14 protein-coding genes and 1 tRNA gene are annotated in these 17,077 nt (G+C 66.1%); 13 read left to right on the top strand and 2 right to left on the bottom strand.

Annotation, left to right across the window (positions count from 1 at the left end; translation table 11 throughout):
* Positions 1–38: 38 nt before the first annotated feature.
* From trpE to IOC69_RS11220, 12 genes are all read left to right on the top strand, one after another.
* The gene (gene trpE / locus IOC69_RS11275) at positions 39–1,556 is read left to right on the top strand and encodes an anthranilate synthase component I (protein ID WP_290543651.1); all 1,518 of its coding nucleotides are present in this window, start codon (positions 39–41) and stop codon (positions 1,554–1,556) included.
* Positions 1,553–2,125: an aminodeoxychorismate/anthranilate synthase component II gene (locus tag IOC69_RS11270; RefSeq protein WP_290543650.1), complete on the top strand. Its 573-nt coding sequence runs from the start codon at positions 1,553–1,555 to the stop codon at positions 2,123–2,125. Before trpE ends, IOC69_RS11270 begins: the two co-directional genes overlap by 4 nt.
* Positions 2,125–3,138 (top strand): anthranilate phosphoribosyltransferase, encoded by a 1,014-nt coding sequence (gene trpD, locus IOC69_RS11265; RefSeq protein WP_290543649.1) that lies wholly within the window; start codon positions 2,125–2,127, stop codon positions 3,136–3,138. Before IOC69_RS11270 ends, trpD begins: the two co-directional genes overlap by 1 nt.
* Positions 3,138–3,947, top strand: coding sequence for an indole-3-glycerol phosphate synthase TrpC (gene trpC / locus IOC69_RS11260; RefSeq protein WP_290543648.1), 810 nt, complete (start codon positions 3,138–3,140; stop codon positions 3,945–3,947). The genes trpD and trpC overlap by 1 nt, the downstream gene beginning before the upstream one ends.
* Positions 3,944–4,420 (top strand): cyclic pyranopterin monophosphate synthase MoaC, encoded by a 477-nt coding sequence (gene moaC / locus IOC69_RS11255; RefSeq protein WP_290543647.1) that lies wholly within the window; start codon positions 3,944–3,946, stop codon positions 4,418–4,420. The genes trpC and moaC overlap by 4 nt, the downstream gene beginning before the upstream one ends.
* 4 nt (positions 4,421–4,424) lie before the next feature.
* Positions 4,425–5,627, top strand: a complete 1,203-nt coding sequence (glp, locus tag IOC69_RS11250; protein ID WP_290543646.1) for a gephyrin-like molybdotransferase Glp — start codon at positions 4,425–4,427, stop codon at positions 5,625–5,627.
* Positions 5,628–5,746: 119 nt separating this feature from the next.
* Positions 5,747–6,454, top strand: coding sequence for a transcriptional repressor LexA (gene lexA / locus IOC69_RS11245; protein ID WP_290543645.1), 708 nt, complete (start codon positions 5,747–5,749; stop codon positions 6,452–6,454).
* A 193-nt stretch (positions 6,455–6,647) separates the two neighbouring features.
* A complete protein-coding gene (locus IOC69_RS11240) occupies positions 6,648–7,262 on the top strand; it encodes a glutathione S-transferase family protein (protein WP_290543644.1) in 615 nt (204 codons plus the stop codon).
* A 103-nt stretch (positions 7,263–7,365) separates the two neighbouring features.
* Positions 7,366–8,577 (top strand): FAD-dependent monooxygenase, encoded by a 1,212-nt coding sequence (locus IOC69_RS11235; protein WP_290543643.1) that lies wholly within the window; start codon positions 7,366–7,368, stop codon positions 8,575–8,577.
* A gap of 85 nt (positions 8,578–8,662) precedes the next feature.
* Positions 8,663–9,001 (top strand): heat shock protein HspQ, encoded by a 339-nt coding sequence (gene hspQ, locus IOC69_RS11230; protein ID WP_290543642.1) that lies wholly within the window; start codon positions 8,663–8,665, stop codon positions 8,999–9,001.
* A gap of 98 nt (positions 9,002–9,099) precedes the next feature.
* The gene (locus tag IOC69_RS11225; RefSeq protein WP_290543641.1) at positions 9,100–10,236 is read left to right on the top strand and encodes an efflux RND transporter periplasmic adaptor subunit; all 1,137 of its coding nucleotides are present in this window, start codon (positions 9,100–9,102) and stop codon (positions 10,234–10,236) included.
* 5 nt (positions 10,237–10,241) lie between these two features.
* Positions 10,242–13,400 (top strand): efflux RND transporter permease subunit, encoded by a 3,159-nt coding sequence (locus IOC69_RS11220; RefSeq protein ID WP_290543640.1) that lies wholly within the window; start codon positions 10,242–10,244, stop codon positions 13,398–13,400.
* Between the two features lie 18 nt (positions 13,401–13,418).
* Here the strand turns inward: IOC69_RS11220 and glmS are convergent, their stop codons facing one another.
* Together glmS and glmU are read right to left on the bottom strand one after the other, a co-directional pair.
* Positions 13,419–15,245: a glutamine--fructose-6-phosphate transaminase (isomerizing) gene (gene glmS, locus IOC69_RS11215; RefSeq protein ID WP_290543639.1), complete on the bottom strand. Its 1,827-nt coding sequence runs from the start codon at positions 15,243–15,245 to the stop codon at positions 13,419–13,421.
* Between the two features lie 12 nt (positions 15,246–15,257).
* A complete protein-coding gene (gene glmU, locus IOC69_RS11210; RefSeq protein WP_290543638.1) occupies positions 15,258–16,610 on the bottom strand; it encodes a bifunctional UDP-N-acetylglucosamine diphosphorylase/glucosamine-1-phosphate N-acetyltransferase GlmU in 1,353 nt (450 codons plus the stop codon).
* A gap of 150 nt (positions 16,611–16,760) precedes the next feature.
* On the opposite strand from glmU, the gene IOC69_RS11205 reads away from it, so the two are divergent.
* Positions 16,761–16,835, top strand: a tRNA-Lys gene (locus IOC69_RS11205).
* Positions 16,836–17,077 lie beyond the last annotated feature (242 nt).

The following is a 17,077-nucleotide window of genomic DNA, read 5'->3' as shown; positions in this document are numbered from 1 at the left end:
CGCCCCCCCCCCCGTGACCCTTCTGCCGGAATAGGCCAATGATCATCTCCCCCGATTACGAGAGCTTCGCCAGCGCCTATGACCGCGGCGAAGCGCAGATCGTATCGACCAGACTCGTCGCCGATCTTGAAACACCCGTCTCCGCCAAGCTGAAGCTTGCCCGCAATGCGCGCTATTCCTTCCTGCTTGAGTCGGTTGAGGGCGGTGCGGTGCGCGGCCGCTATTCGATCATCGGGCTGAACCCGGACCTCATCTGGAAGGTCGAAGGCGGCAAGGCCCAGATCAACCGCAAGGCCTCGCTCGACCCGGACGGCTTCTTCGAGGACACGGGCCTCCACCCGCTCCAGTCGCTGAGGGCGCTGCTGGCCGAGAGCCGCATCAGGCTCGCCGATGACGCGCCACCCATGGCCGCCGGCGTCTTCGGCTATATGGGCTATGACATGGCGCGCTTCATGGAGGAGCTGCCGGAGCCCAATCCGGACACGCTGGGCCTTCCCGACTCGATGATGATCCGCCCCACGGTGATGGCGATCTTCGACAGCGTGCGCGACGAGGTGACGGTCACCTCTCCCGTCTACCCGGCCCCCGGCGTTTCGCCGAAGGCGGCCTACGCACGCGCTAGCGGGCGCATCGGCGAGGTGGTGGACGCACTCGACCGCCCGCTCGATCTCTCGCTCAAGGAGGCGGACCTCCCGCCCATCGGCGCCCCGCGTTCCAACACCTCGCCCGAGGACTACAAGGCGATGGTGCTGAAGGCGAAGGACCATATCGCGGCGGGCGACATCTTCCAGGTGGTGCTCTCTCAGCGCTTCGAGACCGGGTTCAGCCTGCCGCCCTTCGCGCTCTACCGCTCGCTCCGCCGGGTGAACCCCTCGCCCTTTCTCTATTACCTCGACTTCGACCGCTTCTCGGTCATCGGGTCGAGCCCGGAAATCCTCGTCCGCGTGCGCGACGGCAAGGTGACGATCCGCCCCATCGCCGGCACGCGCCGCCGCGGCGCAACGCCCGCCGAGGACCGCGCGCTCGCGGCCGAACTGCTGGCGGACCCCAAGGAGCGCGCCGAGCACCTGATGCTGCTCGACCTCGGCCGCAACGACGTGGGCCGTGTGGCCGATATCGGCTCGGTCAAGGTCACCGACCAGTTCATTCTCGAATACTACAGCCAGGTGATGCACATCGTGTCGAACGTCGAGGGCCGGCTCTCGGACAAATACGATGCGATCGATGCGCTGGTGGCGGGCTTTCCGGCGGGCACCGTCTCGGGCGCCCCGAAGGTGCGCGCCATGCAGATCATCGATGCGCTCGAGAAGAACAAGCGCGGAGTCTATGCGGGCTGCGTGGGTTATTTCTCGGCCGATGGCGAGATGGACACCTGCATCGTGCTGCGCACCGCCATCGTCAGGGATGGCAGGATGTATGTGCAGGCGGGTGCTGGCATCGTCGCCGACAGCGTGCCTGAGTCCGAGCACCAGGAGTGCGTGAACAAGGCCAGGGCGCTGTTCCGCGCCGCGGAGGAAGCGGTGCGCTTCGCCGGCCGGGCCGGGAGGGCGCAATGATCATCCTGATCGACAACTACGACAGCTTCACCTGGAACCTTTATCATTTCCTGGGCGATATCGGCGCCGAGACGGCCGTCCACCGCAACGACAAGATCAGCGTGGGCCAGGTGATCTCGGCCAGGCCGGAGGCCATCGTCATCTCGCCCGGCCCCGCAACGCCAGACGAAGCTGGAATCTGCCTCGAGCTGATCGGGAAGGCCTCGGAGACGATCCCCGTGTTCGGCGTCTGCCTCGGCCTCCAGTCCATGGGGCAGGCCTTCGGCGGCAAGGTCGTTCGCGCGCCAAACCAGATGCACGGCAAGACCAGCCGGATCCGCCACACCGACAAGGGCGTGTTCAAAGGCGTGCCGCAGGACTTCACGGCAACGCGCTACCACTCGCTCATCGTCGAGCGTGACAGCCTGCCGGACTGCCTCGAAGTCACGGCGGAGGCCGATGGCCTGATCATGGGCCTGCGGCACAGGACGCGGAATGTGCATGGCGTGCAGTTCCATCCGGAGTCGATCGCCTCCGAGCATGGCCACCTGATCCTCAGGAACTTCCTCGAACTGGCGAGGGCCCGCTGATGGCTGAACTGAAACCCCTGATCGCCAAGGTCGCGGCCGGCACGCCGCTCACCCGCGCGGAGGCCCGCGAGGCCTTCGGCGTGATGATGTCGGGCGATGCGACGCCCGCGCAGATCGGCGGTTTCCTCATGGCGCTGCGCGTGCGCGGCGAAACGGTGGACGAGATCACCGGCGCCGTCGAGATCATGCGCGAGAGGATGCTGCCTGTGGAGGCGCCTTCGGACGCCATCGACATCGTCGGCACGGGTGGCGATGCCTCCGGCTCCTATAACATCTCCACCTGCGCGGCCTTCGTCGCCGCGGGCGCGGGGCTGAAGGTCGCCAAGCACGGCAACCGAGCGCTGTCCTCGCGTTCGGGCGCGGCGGATGTACTCATGGCGCTGGGCGTCAGGATCGACGTGCCGCCGGAGAAGATCTCGGAGTGCGTCGCCGAAGCCGGCCTCGGCTTCATGTTCGCGCCCGCGCATCATTCCTCGATGAAATTCGTGGGCCCCTCGCGCGTCGAGCTCGGCACGCGCACCATCTTCAACCTGCTCGGCCCCCTCTCCAACCCGGCCCGTGCGAAGCGGCAGGTGACGGGGGTTTTCTCGAGGCAGTGGGTGGAGCCGCTCGCCCAGGTGCTGCGGAACCTGGGCTGCGAGGCCTGCTGGATCTGCCACGGCGAAGGCGGCATGGACGAGATCGTGCCCACCGGCACGACATGGATCTCCGAACTCAGGGACGGCAGGATCGCCTCCTTCACGCTGACGCCGGAGGAGGCGGGCCTCAAGCGCTCGTCCTTCGGGCAGCTCAAGGGCGGTGACGCCCTGCACAATGCCGATGCACTGCGCCATGTGCTGGCCGGCAAGCCCTCCGCCTTCCGTGACGCCGCGGTGATGACGGCGGCCGCCGCCCTGGTGGTGGCCAGCCGCGAGCCCGGCCTCAAGCAGGCTGTGGCCGCCGCGCAGAAGGCCATCGACAGCGGTGCGGCAGAGGCCGCGCTCGCCAGGCTCATCAAGGTATCGAACGGCTGATGGCCACCATTCTCGACAAGATCGCCGCCTACAAGCGCGAGGAAGTGGCCAGGGCCAAGACCCTCGCCACGCTCTCCGAACTGGAAGCCCGCGCCAGGGCCGCGCCGCCGGTGCGCGGCTTCGCCAGGGCGCTCGACGCCAAGGCGGCCCAGGGCGAGTGGAGCCTGATCGCCGAGATCAAGAAGGCGAGCCCGTCCAAGGGCCTGATCCGCGCCGATTTCGATCCGCCGGCGCTTGCCAGGGCTTACGAGGCCGGTGGTGCTTCATGCCTTTCGGTCCTCACCGACAGGCCCTCCTTTCAGGGCGCCCCGGAATTTCTTGCCGCGGCGCGCACCGCCTGCCCGCTGCCAGCACTCCGCAAGGACTTCATGCTGGACACCTGGCAGGTGGCCGAGGCCCGCGCCTGGGGCGGCGACTGCATCCTGCTCATCATGGCGATGATCGATGACGCGCTCGCCGCCGAGCTCGAATCCGCCGCCGGGCACTGGGGCCTCGATGTCCTCATCGAGGTGCACAACGAGGCGGAGCTCGAGCGCGCGCTGAAGCTGCGCTCGCGGCTGATCGGCATCAACAACCGCGACCTCCACACCTTCGAGACAACACTCGCCACCACCGAGCGCCTGGCCCCGCGCATCCCGGGGGAGCGCATGGTGGTGGCCGAAAGCGGCCTCTTCACGCCCGCCGATCTCGCACGCCTCGCCAGGCTCAACGTCAACGCCTTCCTCATCGGCGAGAGCCTGATGCGCCAGCAGGACGTGGCGGCGGCAACCCGCGCCATACTGACCAAGCCCCCTCCGGCGACCGCATGAGCCGCCTCACCCACCTCGATGCTGAAGGCAACGCCCACATGGTGGACGTGTCCGAAAAGCACGTCACCAGCCGCACCGCCACCGCCAGGGCGCTTGTCGAGATGCAGCCCGCCACGCTCGCGCTCATTCTGGAGGGCAAGGCCAAGAAGGGCGACGTCATCGCCACCGCCCGCATCGCCGGCATCATGGCGGCGAAGAAGACGCATGAGCTGATCCCGCTCTGCCATCCGCTCATGATCTCGAGGGTCACCGTCGATTTCGCGCCCGACACGCAGGCCTCCACCATCGAGGTCTCGGCCACGGTGAAGGTCGAGGGCAAGACAGGTGTGGAAATGGAGGCGCTCACCGCCTGCTCGGTCGCGTGCCTGACGCTCTACGACATGTGCAAGGCGGTCGACCGCAGCATGAAGATCGCAAATCTCCGCCTGGTCGAGAAGGCCGGCGGCAAATCCGGACATTTCACCGCGGAGTAAGGTCATGGCGCTCATCCCCGTCGAAGCGGCGCGTGCGCGCATCCTGAAGGGCGTGAAGCCGCTCCCCGCGGAGGAGGTGAAGCTCGACCGGGCGCTGGGCCGTGTGCTGGCCAGGCCCCTCAAGGCCATCCGCAACCAGCCGCCCTTCGATTCCTCCGCAATGGACGGTTATGCGGTGACCGCTGCCGATGTTGCGGAGACGCCCGCCACGCTGAAGCTCATCGGCCTTTCCGCCGCCGGCCATGGGTTCACGGGCAGGCTGAAGCCCGGCCAGTGCGTGCGTATCTTCACCGGGGCGCCCGTGCCGAAGGGCGCGGATGCCGTCGTCATCCAGGAGAACACGGAAGCGGCTGGCCAGGACATCACAATCCTGCAGCCGCTGAACCCCGGGCAGAACATCCGTTTCGCCGGCCTTGATTTCCGCAAAGGCGATGCGCTGCTGCCCGCCGGCCTCAGGCTCGGCGCGCGCGACATCGGGCTCGCAGCCGCCGCAAACGCGCCGAAACTCGCCGTTCACCGCCGCCCCGTCGTCGCCCTGATCGCCACGGGCGACGAACTCGTGCTGCCCGGCGGAAAGCCCCGCGCCGATCAGATCGTCTCCTCCAACAGCCACGCGCTCGCCGCCATGGCGGAGCATCTCGGCGCGCGTGTGATGAACTTCGGCATCGTCGCGGACGATCTGAAAGCCACCGGGCGCGCCATCGCCAGGACGGCGAAGGCCGACATTCTCGTCACAACCGGCGGCGCCTCTGTGGGTGACCATGATTATGTGCAGGAGGCGCTGAAGAACGCGGGCGTGAAGATCGACTTCTGGAAGATCGCCATGCGGCCGGGCAAGCCCTTCATGTATGGCCGCCGCAAGCACCAGCACGTTCTGGGGCTGCCCGGCAATCCGGTTTCCGCCCTCGTCTGCGCGCGCCTGTTCCTGAAGCCCCTGATCGATGCGCTGCTCGGGCTTTCAACCGGCGATGATGAGGTCGAGGCCCGCCTCGGCGCATCAATGAAGGAGAACGACAGCCGGCAGGATTATGTGCGCGCCACGCTCGTGGAGGCCGCCGACGGCAGCCGCACGGCAACCCCCTTCGCGAAGCAGGATTCCTCGATGCAGCGCACTTTCCGCGAGGCCCAGGCGCTCATCGTCAGGCCACCCTTTGCCAAAGTGGCAGCCCAGGGTGACGTCATTAAGATTTTACGTCTGGACTTCTGAACAGTTACGGAAAGTAAACACTTGCAGAACTAAAAGGGTACGGATATCTTTGTTTTGGATTTGTTCCGATTCCGGACGAAGATCGAAATCGCTGTCACTCACCGAGAAAGACCCGGCCCATGCTCACGCGGAAGCAACTCGAACTCCTCCTGTTCATCAATGAGCGGCTGAAGGAGGAAGGCGTTCCCCCCTCTTTCGAGGAAATGAAGGAAGCCCTCAACCTGCAGTCCAAGTCCGGCGTCCACCGCCTCATCGTGGCGCTGGAGGAGCGCGGCTTCCTGCGCCGCATGGCCAACCGGGCCCGCGCGCTGGAGGTGCTGAAACTCCCCGATGCGCATTCCCCCAGCCTGACCACGAAAAAGTCCGGGGGCTTCACGCCCAATGTCATCCAGGGCAATCTCGGCCGGGTGAAGCCCGTCTCCGCCACCAATGACGGCGCGCCCAAGGCCGCCGTGGTGCCGCTGATGGGCCGCATCGCGGCGGGTGTTCCGATCTCCGCAATCCAGGACCATACGGCCAACATCACCGTTCCCCCTGAGATGCTCGGCGGCGGCGAGCACTTCGCTCTCGAGGTCAAAGGCGACTCGATGATCGATGCGGGCATCTTCGACGGCGACACCGTCATCATCCGCAAGGGCGACACCGCGCATAACGGAGACATCATCGTGGCCCTCGTCGATGACGAGGAGGCAACCCTGAAGCGCCTGCGCCGCAAGGGCGACTCGGTGGCCCTCGAAGCCGCCAACCCATCCTATGAAACCCGCATCTTCGGGCCCGACCGGGTGCGCGTGCAGGGCCGCCTCATCGGGCTTATGCGCAAATACTGAGACCGTCCCGCCGCCCCTGAAAGCGGCGGGATCAACGGCTTGCGCATGATCTTATCGCAAAAGCGGGTTCCACTTTTGCGGATCATGCGCCAGATCAAAAGCTTGCGCATGATCTTATCGCAAAAGCGGGTTCCACTTTTGCGGATCATGCTTTAGTTTCCGGACTCCACCGGCTTTCGAGGAGTGCGCCCCCATGAAGATCTACGGCGATCTGATTTCCCCCTTCGTCCGCATGACCATCGTCGCCGCCCATGAGGTGGGATTGGCCGGCAAGGTCGAGCACGTGGTCGAGGCGGTGAAGCCGACCGAGGTGAATGCCAGGCTCGCCAGCCTCTCGCCCATCGGCAAGGTCCCGGTGCTGGAGACGGGCCATGGCCATGGCATCTACGACTCGCGCGTCATCATCGAATATCTCGCCCACACGGCGGGCAACACCAACCTGATCCCGCATGAGCCCGCCAGGCGCTTCCGCGTGCTCACCCTGCAGGCGCTGGGCCAGGGCCTTGCCGATTCCGCCGTCGCCTATCGCTATGAGACCGCCGCCCGCCCCAGGGGCCTGCAGTGGGAGGACTGGATGGCCCGCACCGAAACGCGCCTCCATGCCACCTTCGACGAGCTCGAATCCAACTGGATTGACCTCCTGCAGGATGTGAACGCAGGCTCCATCGCCGCCGCCGTGACGCTCGCTTACATCGACTTCCGCTTGCCCGACATCCACTGGCGCAACGGCCACCCCAGGCTTGGCCGCTGGCATGAGCATTTCTCCGGCCGCGACAGCATGAAGAACACCTCGATCGCCAACCGCTAGCGGATGTTCTTTAACGTTCAGGCGATTCCGCCTGAACGGATCATGCGCCAGCTGCGGCGCCAGCGCCCTTGCGCCCGTCGCTTGAGAAGCCCATTTTCGCGCCATGAGCGAATTCGATGTGATCGTGACCGGGGCCGGCCCCGCCGGGCTTTCCGCCGCCTGCCTTCTCGCGCTGGACGGCCGCCGCGTGGCGCTGGTGGCGAAAGATCAGGCCGACACGACTGACCCACGCACCGTGGCGCTGATGCAGCCTTCGATCCGCCTCCTCATGCATCTCGGCCTCTGGCCCGGCCAGCTGAAGGAGGCAACCCAACCCTTGCGCAAGCTGCGCCTTGTCGATGACACGGGCTCCCTGTTCAAGGCCCCCACCATCACCTTCGACCCGGCGGAGCTGGGCGAGGAGGCCTTCGGCTGGAACTTCCCGCTCGGCATCCTCATCCCCGTCCTCTTCGCCCGTGCGCAGACGCTGGGCGTCACCTTCACCGGTGCCGATGCGGCGTCCGTCCACACCGCCGCCGATTCCGTCTCCGTCACCACCACCGGCGGCGAGCGCCTCACCGCGCGCGTGGCGCTGGCCGCCGACGGCCGCAATTCGCTGTTGCGCGATGCAGCCGGCATCCGCGCCAACCGGTGGAGCTACGACCAGTCGGCGCTGGTGACGAGCTTCGAACATTCTGGCCCGCATGACGGCATCTCGACCGAACACCACAGGAAGGCCGGCCCCTTCACCACCGTGCCAATGCCCGGCAACCGTTCAGCACTCGTCTGGATGGAACGACCGGCGCGCGCCGCCGGGCTCATGGCGCTCACCGACGGCGAAATCGCGGCGGAGATCCAGATCGGCGCCCATGGCGAGCTCGGACGCGTGTCGAACATCGGGCCGCGCCGCCTTTTCCCCATGCACGGTCTGGTGGCGAGAGACTTCGCCCGCAACCGCATCATCCTCGTGGGCGAGGCCGCGCATGTGGTGCCGCCCATCGGCGCCCAGGGCCTCAACATGTCACTGCGCGATGCCGCCCAGGCCGCCGATCTGATGGAGGGCGAGGACGATCCGGGAGCGCCCTCGATCATGGCGGACTATGATGCGCGGCGCCGGCGCGACGTGCAGCCGCGCCAGCAGGCGATCGACCTGATGAACCGCTCGCTGCTCTCGGGCTTCATGGCGCTTGAAACGGGCCGTGCGATGGGATTGTCGCTGCTCGCGCAATTCGGACCCTTGCGCCGCGCGGCGATGCAGTATGGCCTCGCGCACTCACCCAACCTGCCGCGCACCATGCGCCCGGCGCAGTCCGGCGCCGCGGATCTGGCCATCTAGCCGCCGCGCGGGCGCTTGAAGCAGCCATTTGGCCTGCCCCGCACGGCCTCTTGCCTTCCGCCTCTATCCTTGGCAAGCAATCGTCATGGGCAACGCTTCGACCGCTAAATTCGGGATTGGACAGGTTGTGCGCCACCGGCTGTTCCCGTTCCGTGGCGTCATCTTTGACGTCGACCCCGTGTTCAACAACACGGAGGAGTGGTGGAACGCGATTCCGGAGGAAATCCGCCCCCGCAAGGACCAGCCCTTCTATCACCTGCTCGCCGAGAACGACGAGACGGAATACGTGGCTTATGTCTCCGAACAGAACTTGCTCGTCGATGACACTGGGGAACCGGTCCGCCACCCTCAGGTGCGCGAGTATTTCGAAGGCTATGACAGCCGCCGAAAGAGCTACCGGCCGCGGGACATTCAGCACCACTGAGGCCCGGCGGCCATCATAGCGGAGAAAGCCGGACCCCGCTTCCTTTCGCCCGTGGGCTGCCTTATGCCTAGCACAAGGTTTTCTGGACGGAGGACGACATGGCATTCCAGGCACGCGGTGCGGCACTTGCGGTTGCACTCCTTGCATCGGGCCTGCTCACGGCCTGCGACGATGGCGCGAAGCAGCAGCAGGCCGCCGCCCCTGCCCCCATCCCCGCCGTCACCGTGGTCAAGGTCGAGGCCAGGGACCTGCGTCCCGCGGTCAGCTTCTCCGCCCGTGTCGAGGCGCTCCACAAGGTGGATCTGCGCGCGCGGATCGAAGGCTATCTGGACAAGCAGAACTTCACCGAAGGTGCGGCGGTCAAGGCGGGTGACCTGCTCTTTGTAATCGAGCAGGCGCCCTATCAGGCCAGGGTCGCCGCCGCCGAGGCCGCCGTGGCCGTGGCCAGGGCCCGCCTTGACCGCACCGAGATCGAGCTCACCCGCCAGACCACGCTGGTCAACAAGGAAGCCTCCGCCCAGACCAAGCTGGATGACGCCCGCACCGCGCGCAACGAGGCCAAGGGGCAGTATGACAAGCTGATGGCCGAACTGGACCAGGCCAAGCTTCAGCTCTCCTACACGGAGATCCATGCCCCCATCGACGGCCGCATCGGCAAGTCCCTGCTGTCGGTGGGCAGCTTTGTCAGCCCGCAGAGCGGCACGCTGGCCACCATCGTCCAGCAGGACCCGATCGGCGTCACCTTCCCCGTCAGCCAGCGCGACATGCTGGCGGTGCGCGAGAAGATGGGGGATGATGCCGGACTGCGCGATCACACCGTCTATGTCGAGATCGGCAAGGGCAGGCGCTACCAGTATCCCGGCAAGGTGGACTTCCTCGACGTCGGGGTCAACACCGGAACGGACGCCGTCAACGTCCGCGCCACCTTCCCCAACCCGCAGGGCCTGCTGGTCGATGGCCAGCTGGTCACCGCGGTGGTCGAGTCCTCATCCGCCGCGCCGACGCTGGTGGTTCCCGTCAACGCCGTCCAGATCGACCAGTCCGGCCCCTTCGTGCTGATCGTGAATTCCGATAAGAAAATCGAGGTGCGCCGCGTCGAGCTCCTGCGCCAGGACAATTCCTTCATTGCCATCGCGAAGGGGCTTTCGGCGGGCGACCTCGTGGTCACCGAAGGCGTGCAGAAGGTCAAACCCGGCCAGGCCGTGGACGCAACCGAAGTCAAGCCGGAGGCTTGAGCGGCATGTTCTCCTCGATTTTCATCGACCGCCCCCGTCTCGCGGTCGTCATCTCGCTCGTCATCACCATCGCCGGCTTCGTGGCGATGACGCAGATTCCGATTGCCCAGTTCCCGGACATCGTGCCGCCGCAGGTGCAGGTCACCGCGAGCTATGCGGGTGCCGGAGCGGAGGTGGTCGAAAGCACCGTGGGCCAGCCCATCGAGTCCCGCGTCGTCGGCGTCGACAACATGCTCTACATGAAATCGACGAGCGGCAATGACGGCAGCTATACCCTCACCATCACCTTCGCCGTGGGCACCGATCCGGACCTCAACACCGTCAACGTCCAGAACCGCGTGAAGCTCGCCGAGGCCCAGCTGCCGCAGGAGGTCCGCGCCCAGGGCGTGAGCGTGATGAAGAAATCCTCCGCCATCCTGCAGATGGTGGCCTTCACCTCAACCGACCCCAGGCAGGACCAGCTGTTCCTGTCCAACTATGTCACCATCAACCTGCTCGACCGGCTGAAGCGGGTGCGCGGCGTGGGAGACGTGAGCCTTTTGACCCCCACCGACTATTCCATGCGCATCTGGGTCGATCCGCAGCGGCTCACCGATTATGAGATGGTACCGACCGACATCGTCAACGCGCTCAAGAAGCAGAACGTGCAGGCCGCCATCGGCCGCATCGGCTCGGCCCCCTCGCTGCCCGACCAGGCCTTCCAGCTGTCGATCCAGGCCCAGGGCCGCCTGACCACGCCGGAGGAATTCGGCAATGTCGTCATCCGCGCCACCGAGGGCGGCTCTTTCGTGCGCCTCAAGGACGTGGCCCGCGTCGAGCTCGGCGCCCGCCTGATGGAAACGCTGGGCCGGCAGGACGGTCTTCCCGCCGCCGTCATTGGCATTTACCAGGCACCCGGCGGCAACGCCCTTGCCAGTGCCGAAGCCGTCGACAGGATCCTCGAAGAGGCCAAGGCCAGTTTTCCCGAAGGCATGAGCTACAAGGTCACCTATGACACCACCAAATTCGTGGAGGAAAGCATCCACGAGGTGGTGAAGACCCTGCTCGAGGCCTTCGTGCTGGTGGTTATCGTGGTGTTCCTGTTCCTGGGGTCCGTCCGCGCCACCATCATTCCGCTGATCGCCGTGCCTGTGTCGCTGATCGGAACCTTCGCCGTCATGATGGCGCTGGGCTTCTCCGCCAACACCGTGTCGCTGCTGGCCCTCGTTCTGGCCATCGGCATCGTGGTGGATGACGCCATCGTGGTGGTCGAGGCCGTCGAGGCCAAGATGGAGGAGGACCCCGGCCTCTCGCCGAAGGAAGCCGCCCGCCGGGCGATGGGCGAGATCACCGCACCCATCCTCGCCATCACGCTGGTCCTCATGTCGGTCTTCGTGCCGGTCGCCTTTATCCCCGGCATCTCGGGCCAGCTGTTCAAGCAGTTCGCGGTGGTCGTCACCGTGTCGATGATGATCTCGGCGCTCAATGCGCTCACCCTGTCGCCCGCGCTGTGCGGCGTGCTGCTGAAGAACAGCCATGGCCCCAAGCGCTTCCCCATGGGGCATATCCTTGGCGGCATCAACATGGCGCGCGATGGCTATGCGGCCGTGGTCAGGCGTCTTGTCCGGATGGCGGTCATCGGCCTCATCGCGCTCGCCGTCATTTTCCCGGTGACGGGCTGGCTGTTCAAGGTCACGCCCTCGGGCTTCCTGCCCGCCGAGGACCAGGGCGCCATCTTCGGTGAAGTGGTGCTGCCCGAGGGCTCTTCCGTCAATGTCACCGACGCGGTGGCCAAGCAGGTCTCCGACATGGCCGGCCAGGAGCCGGGTGTGGCCGGCGTCATGACCGTCGTGGGCTACTCCATGCTCGACGGCCAGGTGAAGTCCAACTCCGCGCTGCTCGTGCTGACGCTCGATCCCTTCGCCCAGCGCACCGAGCCCTCGCTCAACGTCAACGCCATCATCGGCAGGCTGATGGCCAGGGGTCAGGCGATCAAGCAGGCCAACGTCATATTTTACAATCTGCCGCCGATCATCGGGCTCGGCACCGGCTCGGGTTTCGAATTCCAGCTTCAGGATTTCGCCGGCTCCCCCCCGCGCGATCTGGCGGCCGTGGCGCGCGGCCTCGTTTTCGCGGCGAACCAGAACCCGCAGCTGGGCCGCGTCTTCACCACCTTCGCCGCCAACACGCCGCAGCTCTTCCTCGACATCGACCGGGACAAGGTGCAGACGCTGGGTATCGACCTGTCCGACGTCTTCGCCACGCTGCAGGCGGTGCTGGGCGGGTCCTACGTCAACGACTTCAACCTCTTTGGCCGCACCTGGCAGGTCACCGTGCAGGGTGAGGCGGTGGACCGCGCCAAGGTCGATGACATCTACCGCATCTCGGTGCGCAACAAGAAGGGCGAGATGGTCTCGGTCCGCTCCTTCGCGGAGGCGCGCCTGATCCTCGCCCCGCAGTCGATCACCCGCTTCAACAATGTCCGCAGCGCCACGATCAACGGCAGCCCCGCCGCCGGCTTCAGCTCCGGCCAGGCCATCGCCGCCATGGAACAGGTCGCCGCGGCCTCGCTCCCCAAGGGCTTCGGCTATGAGTGGACCGGAACCGCGCTGCAGGAGAAGGAGGCGAGCGGCAAGACGACGATGATCCTCGGCCTCGCCGTGCTCTTCGCCTATCTCTTCCTCGTCGGACTTTATGAAAGCTGGTCGATCCCCATCTCGGTCCTGCTCTCCGTGTCGGCAGGCGTCATGGGCTCGCTGCTGGCGCTCAAGGTCTCGGGTCTCTCCAACAATCTCTATGCCCAGATCGGCCTCGTGGTGCTGATCGCACTCGCCGCCAAGAACGGCATCCTCATCGTCGAGTTCGCCATGGAGGCCCGGCGGAAGGGCAAGAGCATCATGGACGCCGCCACCACCGGCGCCAGGGAGCGCTTCCGCGCCGTGATGATGACGAGCTTCGCCTTCATCGCCGGCCTGATCCCGCTGGTTTTCGCCGAAGGTGCGGGCATGCTCAGCCGCCGCGGCGTGGGCACCACCGTCTTCGGCGGCATGGTGGCCGCAGCGGTGCTCGGCATCTTCCTCATTCCGCTGCTCTACGTCATCTTCCAGTGGGGCCGCGAGAAGGTGCACGGTGCGGGCGGCGGGGAAAAGGCGGAGAACCACAAGCCGGAGGCGCCCGCAGCCTGACCGCCGCCCCGCAGGCCGTCACTCGACGGTGACGGACTTCGCGAGGTTTCGCGGCTGGTCCACGTCGGTGCCGATGAACACCGCCGCGTGATAGGCAAGGAGCTGCACCGGAACCGCATAGAGCAGCGGGCTGACGAAGGGGTTTGCCCTGGGCACGCGGATGGTTCGGAAGCCCTTGTGTTCGTTGTCCTTCATGCCGCGGTCATCCGTCAGCAGCACGATCTTGCCGCCGCGCGCCGCAACCTCCTCCATGTTGGAGACCGTCTTGCCGTAAAGTCCGTCATGCGGCGCGATGACGATCACCGGCACGTTCTCGTCAATCAGCGCGATCGGCCCGTGCTTCAGCTCACCCGCCGCATAGCCCTCGGCATGAATGTAGGAAAGCTCCTTCAGCTTCAGCGCGCCTTCGAGCGCGATTGGATAATTGAGCCCGCGGCCGAGGAACAGCACGTCGCGCGCATGGGCGATCTCGCGGGCGATGTCCGCAATATGCCTCTCGTCCTTGAGGATCTCCGTCATCTGCCGCGGGGCCATGATCAGCGCCCCGACCAGTTCCTTCTCCTGCCCGGGGCTGAGCGTTCCGCGCATCTTGCCCGCGAGGATGGCAAGGCAGGCCAGAGCGGTCAGCTGACAGGTGAAGGCCTTGGTGGAGGCCACGCCGATTTCGGGGCCGGCACAGGTGCGGAACACCATCCCGCTTTCGCGCGCAATGGTCGACTCCGGCACATTGACAATGGCCAGCGTGTGCTGACCCTGCTGCTGGCAATAGCGCAGCGCCGCGAGCGTATCCGCCGTCTCGCCCGACTGCGACACGACGATGGCCAGGCCGTTTCTCGGCAGCGGCGCCTCGCGGTAACGGAACTCGGAGGCGATATCGACTTCGGTCGGCAGCCGCGCGATGCGCTCGAACCAGTATTTCGCCGCAAGGCCCGCATAGGATGCCGTGCCGCAGGCCGTGATGGTGATCCGGTCCAGGGCCGCGAAATCGAAGGGAAGCTTATCGGGAACGCGCACGGTGCGCTCGGCGAAATCGACGTATTCGGCCAGCGTATGGCCGATGACCTCCGGCTGCTCCTCGATCTCCTTGGCCATGAAGTGGCGGTGGTTGCCCTTGTCCACCAGCATGGCGGAGGCCTGGCTGAAGCTCATCGGCCGCTTCACCGCATTGCCATGCGCATCGCAGATCTCGACCGCATTGTGCGTCAGCACCGCCCAGTCGCCATCCTCGAGATAGGTGATGCGGCTGGTGAAGGGGGACAACGCAATGGCGTCGCTGCCCACGAACATCTCGCCCTCGCCATGGCCGATGGCCAGCGGCGGTCCGTTGCGGGCGGCGATCATCAGGTCGTTCTCGCCCCTGAACAGCATGGCGAGCGCAAAGGCGCCCTGCAGGCGCGCGAGCACCGCCCTCACCGCCTCGCGCGGCGCCTTGCCCCGCTTCAGTTCCCGCGCCAGCAGCTGGGCAACGACTTCCGTGTCGGTCTGGGTGGTGAACACCGAACCATCGGCGGTCAGCTCTTCCTTGAGGGGGCGGAAATTCTCGATGATGCCATTGTGCACCACCACCACATCGCCCACCGCGTGCGGGTGGGCATTGGTCTCGGTGACACCGCCATGCGTCGCCCAGCGGGTGTGCCCGATGCCGGAGGCGCCCTCCAGCGGTTCGCGGGCCAGCAGGCTGGCGAGATTTTTCAGCTTGCCCACGGCGCGGCGCCGTTCGATGCCGCGAGGCGTCAGGGTCGCGACGCCCGCCGAGTCATAACCGCGGTATTCGAGCCGCCGCAGAGCCTCGACGATATTGTCCGCCACGGGTTCCTTGCCGAGAATGCCGACGATGCCGCACATGACTTCGAAGTCCTACGTGTTGTTGCGCGCGGCCTTGCGGGCCGCCTTCATTTCGCGATAGCGCCTGGCCCAGCCTTCGCGAAGGTCCAGCGCCGCGCGCGTCATCGCCAAAGCGTCGGCGGGAACGTCACGGGTGATCACGCTGCCCGCCGCGATCGTTGCGCCGTCCCCGACGCTGACCGGCGCGACGAGCGCCGTGTTGGAGCCGACGAAAACATTCTCGCCGATGTCCGTGAGGTGCTTCCCGTGGCCATCGTAATTGCAGGTGATGGTTCCAGCACCGATATTGGTCTTCGCCCCCACCCGCGCATCGCCGATATAGGTCAGGTGATTGGCCTTGACGCCCCTGCCGATCACCGCCTTCTTCACCTCGACGAAATTGCCGATATGGGCCCCTTCGCCGATGTCGGCGCCAGGGCGCAGCCGTGCATAAGGGCCGATGCGGGCGCCCGCGGCAACCCGCGCGCCCTCGATATGGGAAAAGGCAAGGATCTCGACGCCGTTGCCGATCTCGACCCCCGGTCCGAACACCACATTGGGCTCGATCACCACATCCTGCCCGATCGCCGTGTCCGCCGAGAAGAACACCGTCTCCGGCGCCACCAGCGTTGCGCCGTTGAGCATATGGCGGCGGCGATAGGCCTGCTGCAGTGTCCGTTCGATTCCGGCAAGCTGCCCGCGGTCGTTGACGCCAGCCACCTCCCGCTCGGCGCAAGTGGCAAGCCGGCAGGGCGCACCCGCCGCGGCGGCAAGCTCCACGAGGTCGGTGAGGTAATACTCGCCCTTGGCATTGGCGTTGCGGAGCTTCGGCAACAGCGACCAGAGCAACGCGGCGCCGATGGCGATGATCCCGGAATTGCAAAGCCGGATGGCGCGTTCGCGCGGGCTGGCATCAAGCTCCTCGCGGATCTTCACCACATGGCCGGCGGCATCCTGCAGCAGGCGGCCATAACCCTCTGGGTTGGCCGTCTCGAACCCCAGCACCGCCATGCCCGCACCCGCAAGCCCGGCGAGTTGCCGCAGGCTCTCCGCGGTGATCAAGGGAACATCCCCGTAGAGCACAAGCACAGTGCCCGAAAAGTCCCGAAGGGCGTCCCGCGCCATGGACACCGCATGGCCGGTCCCCAGCCTCTCCACCTGCACCGCCCGCCGGGCATCCGGAAAAACCCGTTGCGCCTCGCGTGACACGGCCTCCATATCCGGGCCCACGACGACCACGGCCTCGCGCGGCTCCAATGCCCGGGCGGCATGGAGCACATGACCGAGCAGGCTCCGCCCCGCCGCCCGGTGCAGCGCCTTGGGAAGGCTGGATTTCATCCGCGTGCCCTTGCCCGCGGCGAGGACGATGACCGCGATGTCCATCATTCCAGTTCCGGTCGAATGAAGATTCTCATGCGTTTCCGGTAGCATGCCGCGAGCCCCGGGGCGATAGCAAGGCCGCTTGCAAATCAGTTGACCGGCACCCCACCCCCCTCTATGTTCCGCGCCCATCCGCCAGGCTTTACGCCCGGCTGTGGGCCCGTAGCTCAGCGGTAGAGCATCTGACTTTTAATCAGAGGGTCGCGGGATCGTACCCCGCCGGGCTCACCAATAAGTTCAATAAAGCATTTTCAGGTCAAGTGGATACCGGTTGACAGTCGAAAATGCGACCAAACAAAGAGACAGTGCAGGTTTCGGTTCAGTGGAATCGAAGCGTGCACTGGCGCGTGTTCTGGTTAGGTTGGCTTGGCTGAATGGCGGGAGGATTTGGCGGATCGGACGCCTGGGCATTTTCCGGCGGGAGTTTGAGCGGGGTTTGAGATTTGGGGGTTGTGGGGCGGAGTTGCGATGGG

Origin of the sequence: Aestuariivirga sp. (assembly GCF_020252405.1) — a bacterium.
In the GTDB taxonomy this organism is placed as follows: domain Bacteria; phylum Pseudomonadota; class Alphaproteobacteria; order Rhizobiales; family Aestuariivirgaceae; genus Aestuariivirga.
The sequence above is the reverse complement of the archived record's forward strand: the minus strand, read 5'-3'. Positions and strand labels throughout refer to the sequence as shown.

What these genes read in the sequence shown, in the direction of transcription:
- hspQ (WP_290543642.1), top strand. Translation starts at nt 8,663, where the DNA reads ATGGGCAACGCTTCGACCGCTAAATTCGGGATTGGACAGGTTGTGCGC.
- IOC69_RS11240 (WP_290543644.1), top strand. Translation starts at nt 6,648, where the DNA reads ATGAAGATCTACGGCGATCTGATTTCCCCCTTCGTCCGCATGACCATC.
- moaC (WP_290543647.1), top strand. Translation starts at nt 3,944, where the DNA reads ATGAGCCGCCTCACCCACCTCGATGCTGAAGGCAACGCCCACATGGTG.
- trpE (WP_290543651.1), top strand. Translation starts at nt 39, where the DNA reads ATGATCATCTCCCCCGATTACGAGAGCTTCGCCAGCGCCTATGACCGC.
- glmS (WP_290543639.1), bottom strand. Translation starts at nt 15,245, where the DNA reads ATGTGCGGCATCGTCGGCATTCTCGGCAAGGAACCCGTGGCGGACAAT.
- trpD (WP_290543649.1), top strand. Translation starts at nt 2,125, where the DNA reads ATGGCTGAACTGAAACCCCTGATCGCCAAGGTCGCGGCCGGCACGCCG.
- lexA (WP_290543645.1), top strand. Translation starts at nt 5,747, where the DNA reads ATGCTCACGCGGAAGCAACTCGAACTCCTCCTGTTCATCAATGAGCGG.
- IOC69_RS11235 (WP_290543643.1), top strand. Translation starts at nt 7,366, where the DNA reads ATGAGCGAATTCGATGTGATCGTGACCGGGGCCGGCCCCGCCGGGCTT.
- IOC69_RS11225 (WP_290543641.1), top strand. Translation starts at nt 9,100, where the DNA reads ATGGCATTCCAGGCACGCGGTGCGGCACTTGCGGTTGCACTCCTTGCA.
- IOC69_RS11270 (WP_290543650.1), top strand. Translation starts at nt 1,553, where the DNA reads ATGATCATCCTGATCGACAACTACGACAGCTTCACCTGGAACCTTTAT.
- glp (WP_290543646.1), top strand. Translation starts at nt 4,425, where the DNA reads ATGGCGCTCATCCCCGTCGAAGCGGCGCGTGCGCGCATCCTGAAGGGC.
- glmU (WP_290543638.1), bottom strand. Translation starts at nt 16,610, where the DNA reads ATGATGGACATCGCGGTCATCGTCCTCGCCGCGGGCAAGGGCACGCGG.
- trpC (WP_290543648.1), top strand. Translation starts at nt 3,138, where the DNA reads ATGGCCACCATTCTCGACAAGATCGCCGCCTACAAGCGCGAGGAAGTG.
- IOC69_RS11220 (WP_290543640.1), top strand. Translation starts at nt 10,242, where the DNA reads ATGTTCTCCTCGATTTTCATCGACCGCCCCCGTCTCGCGGTCGTCATC.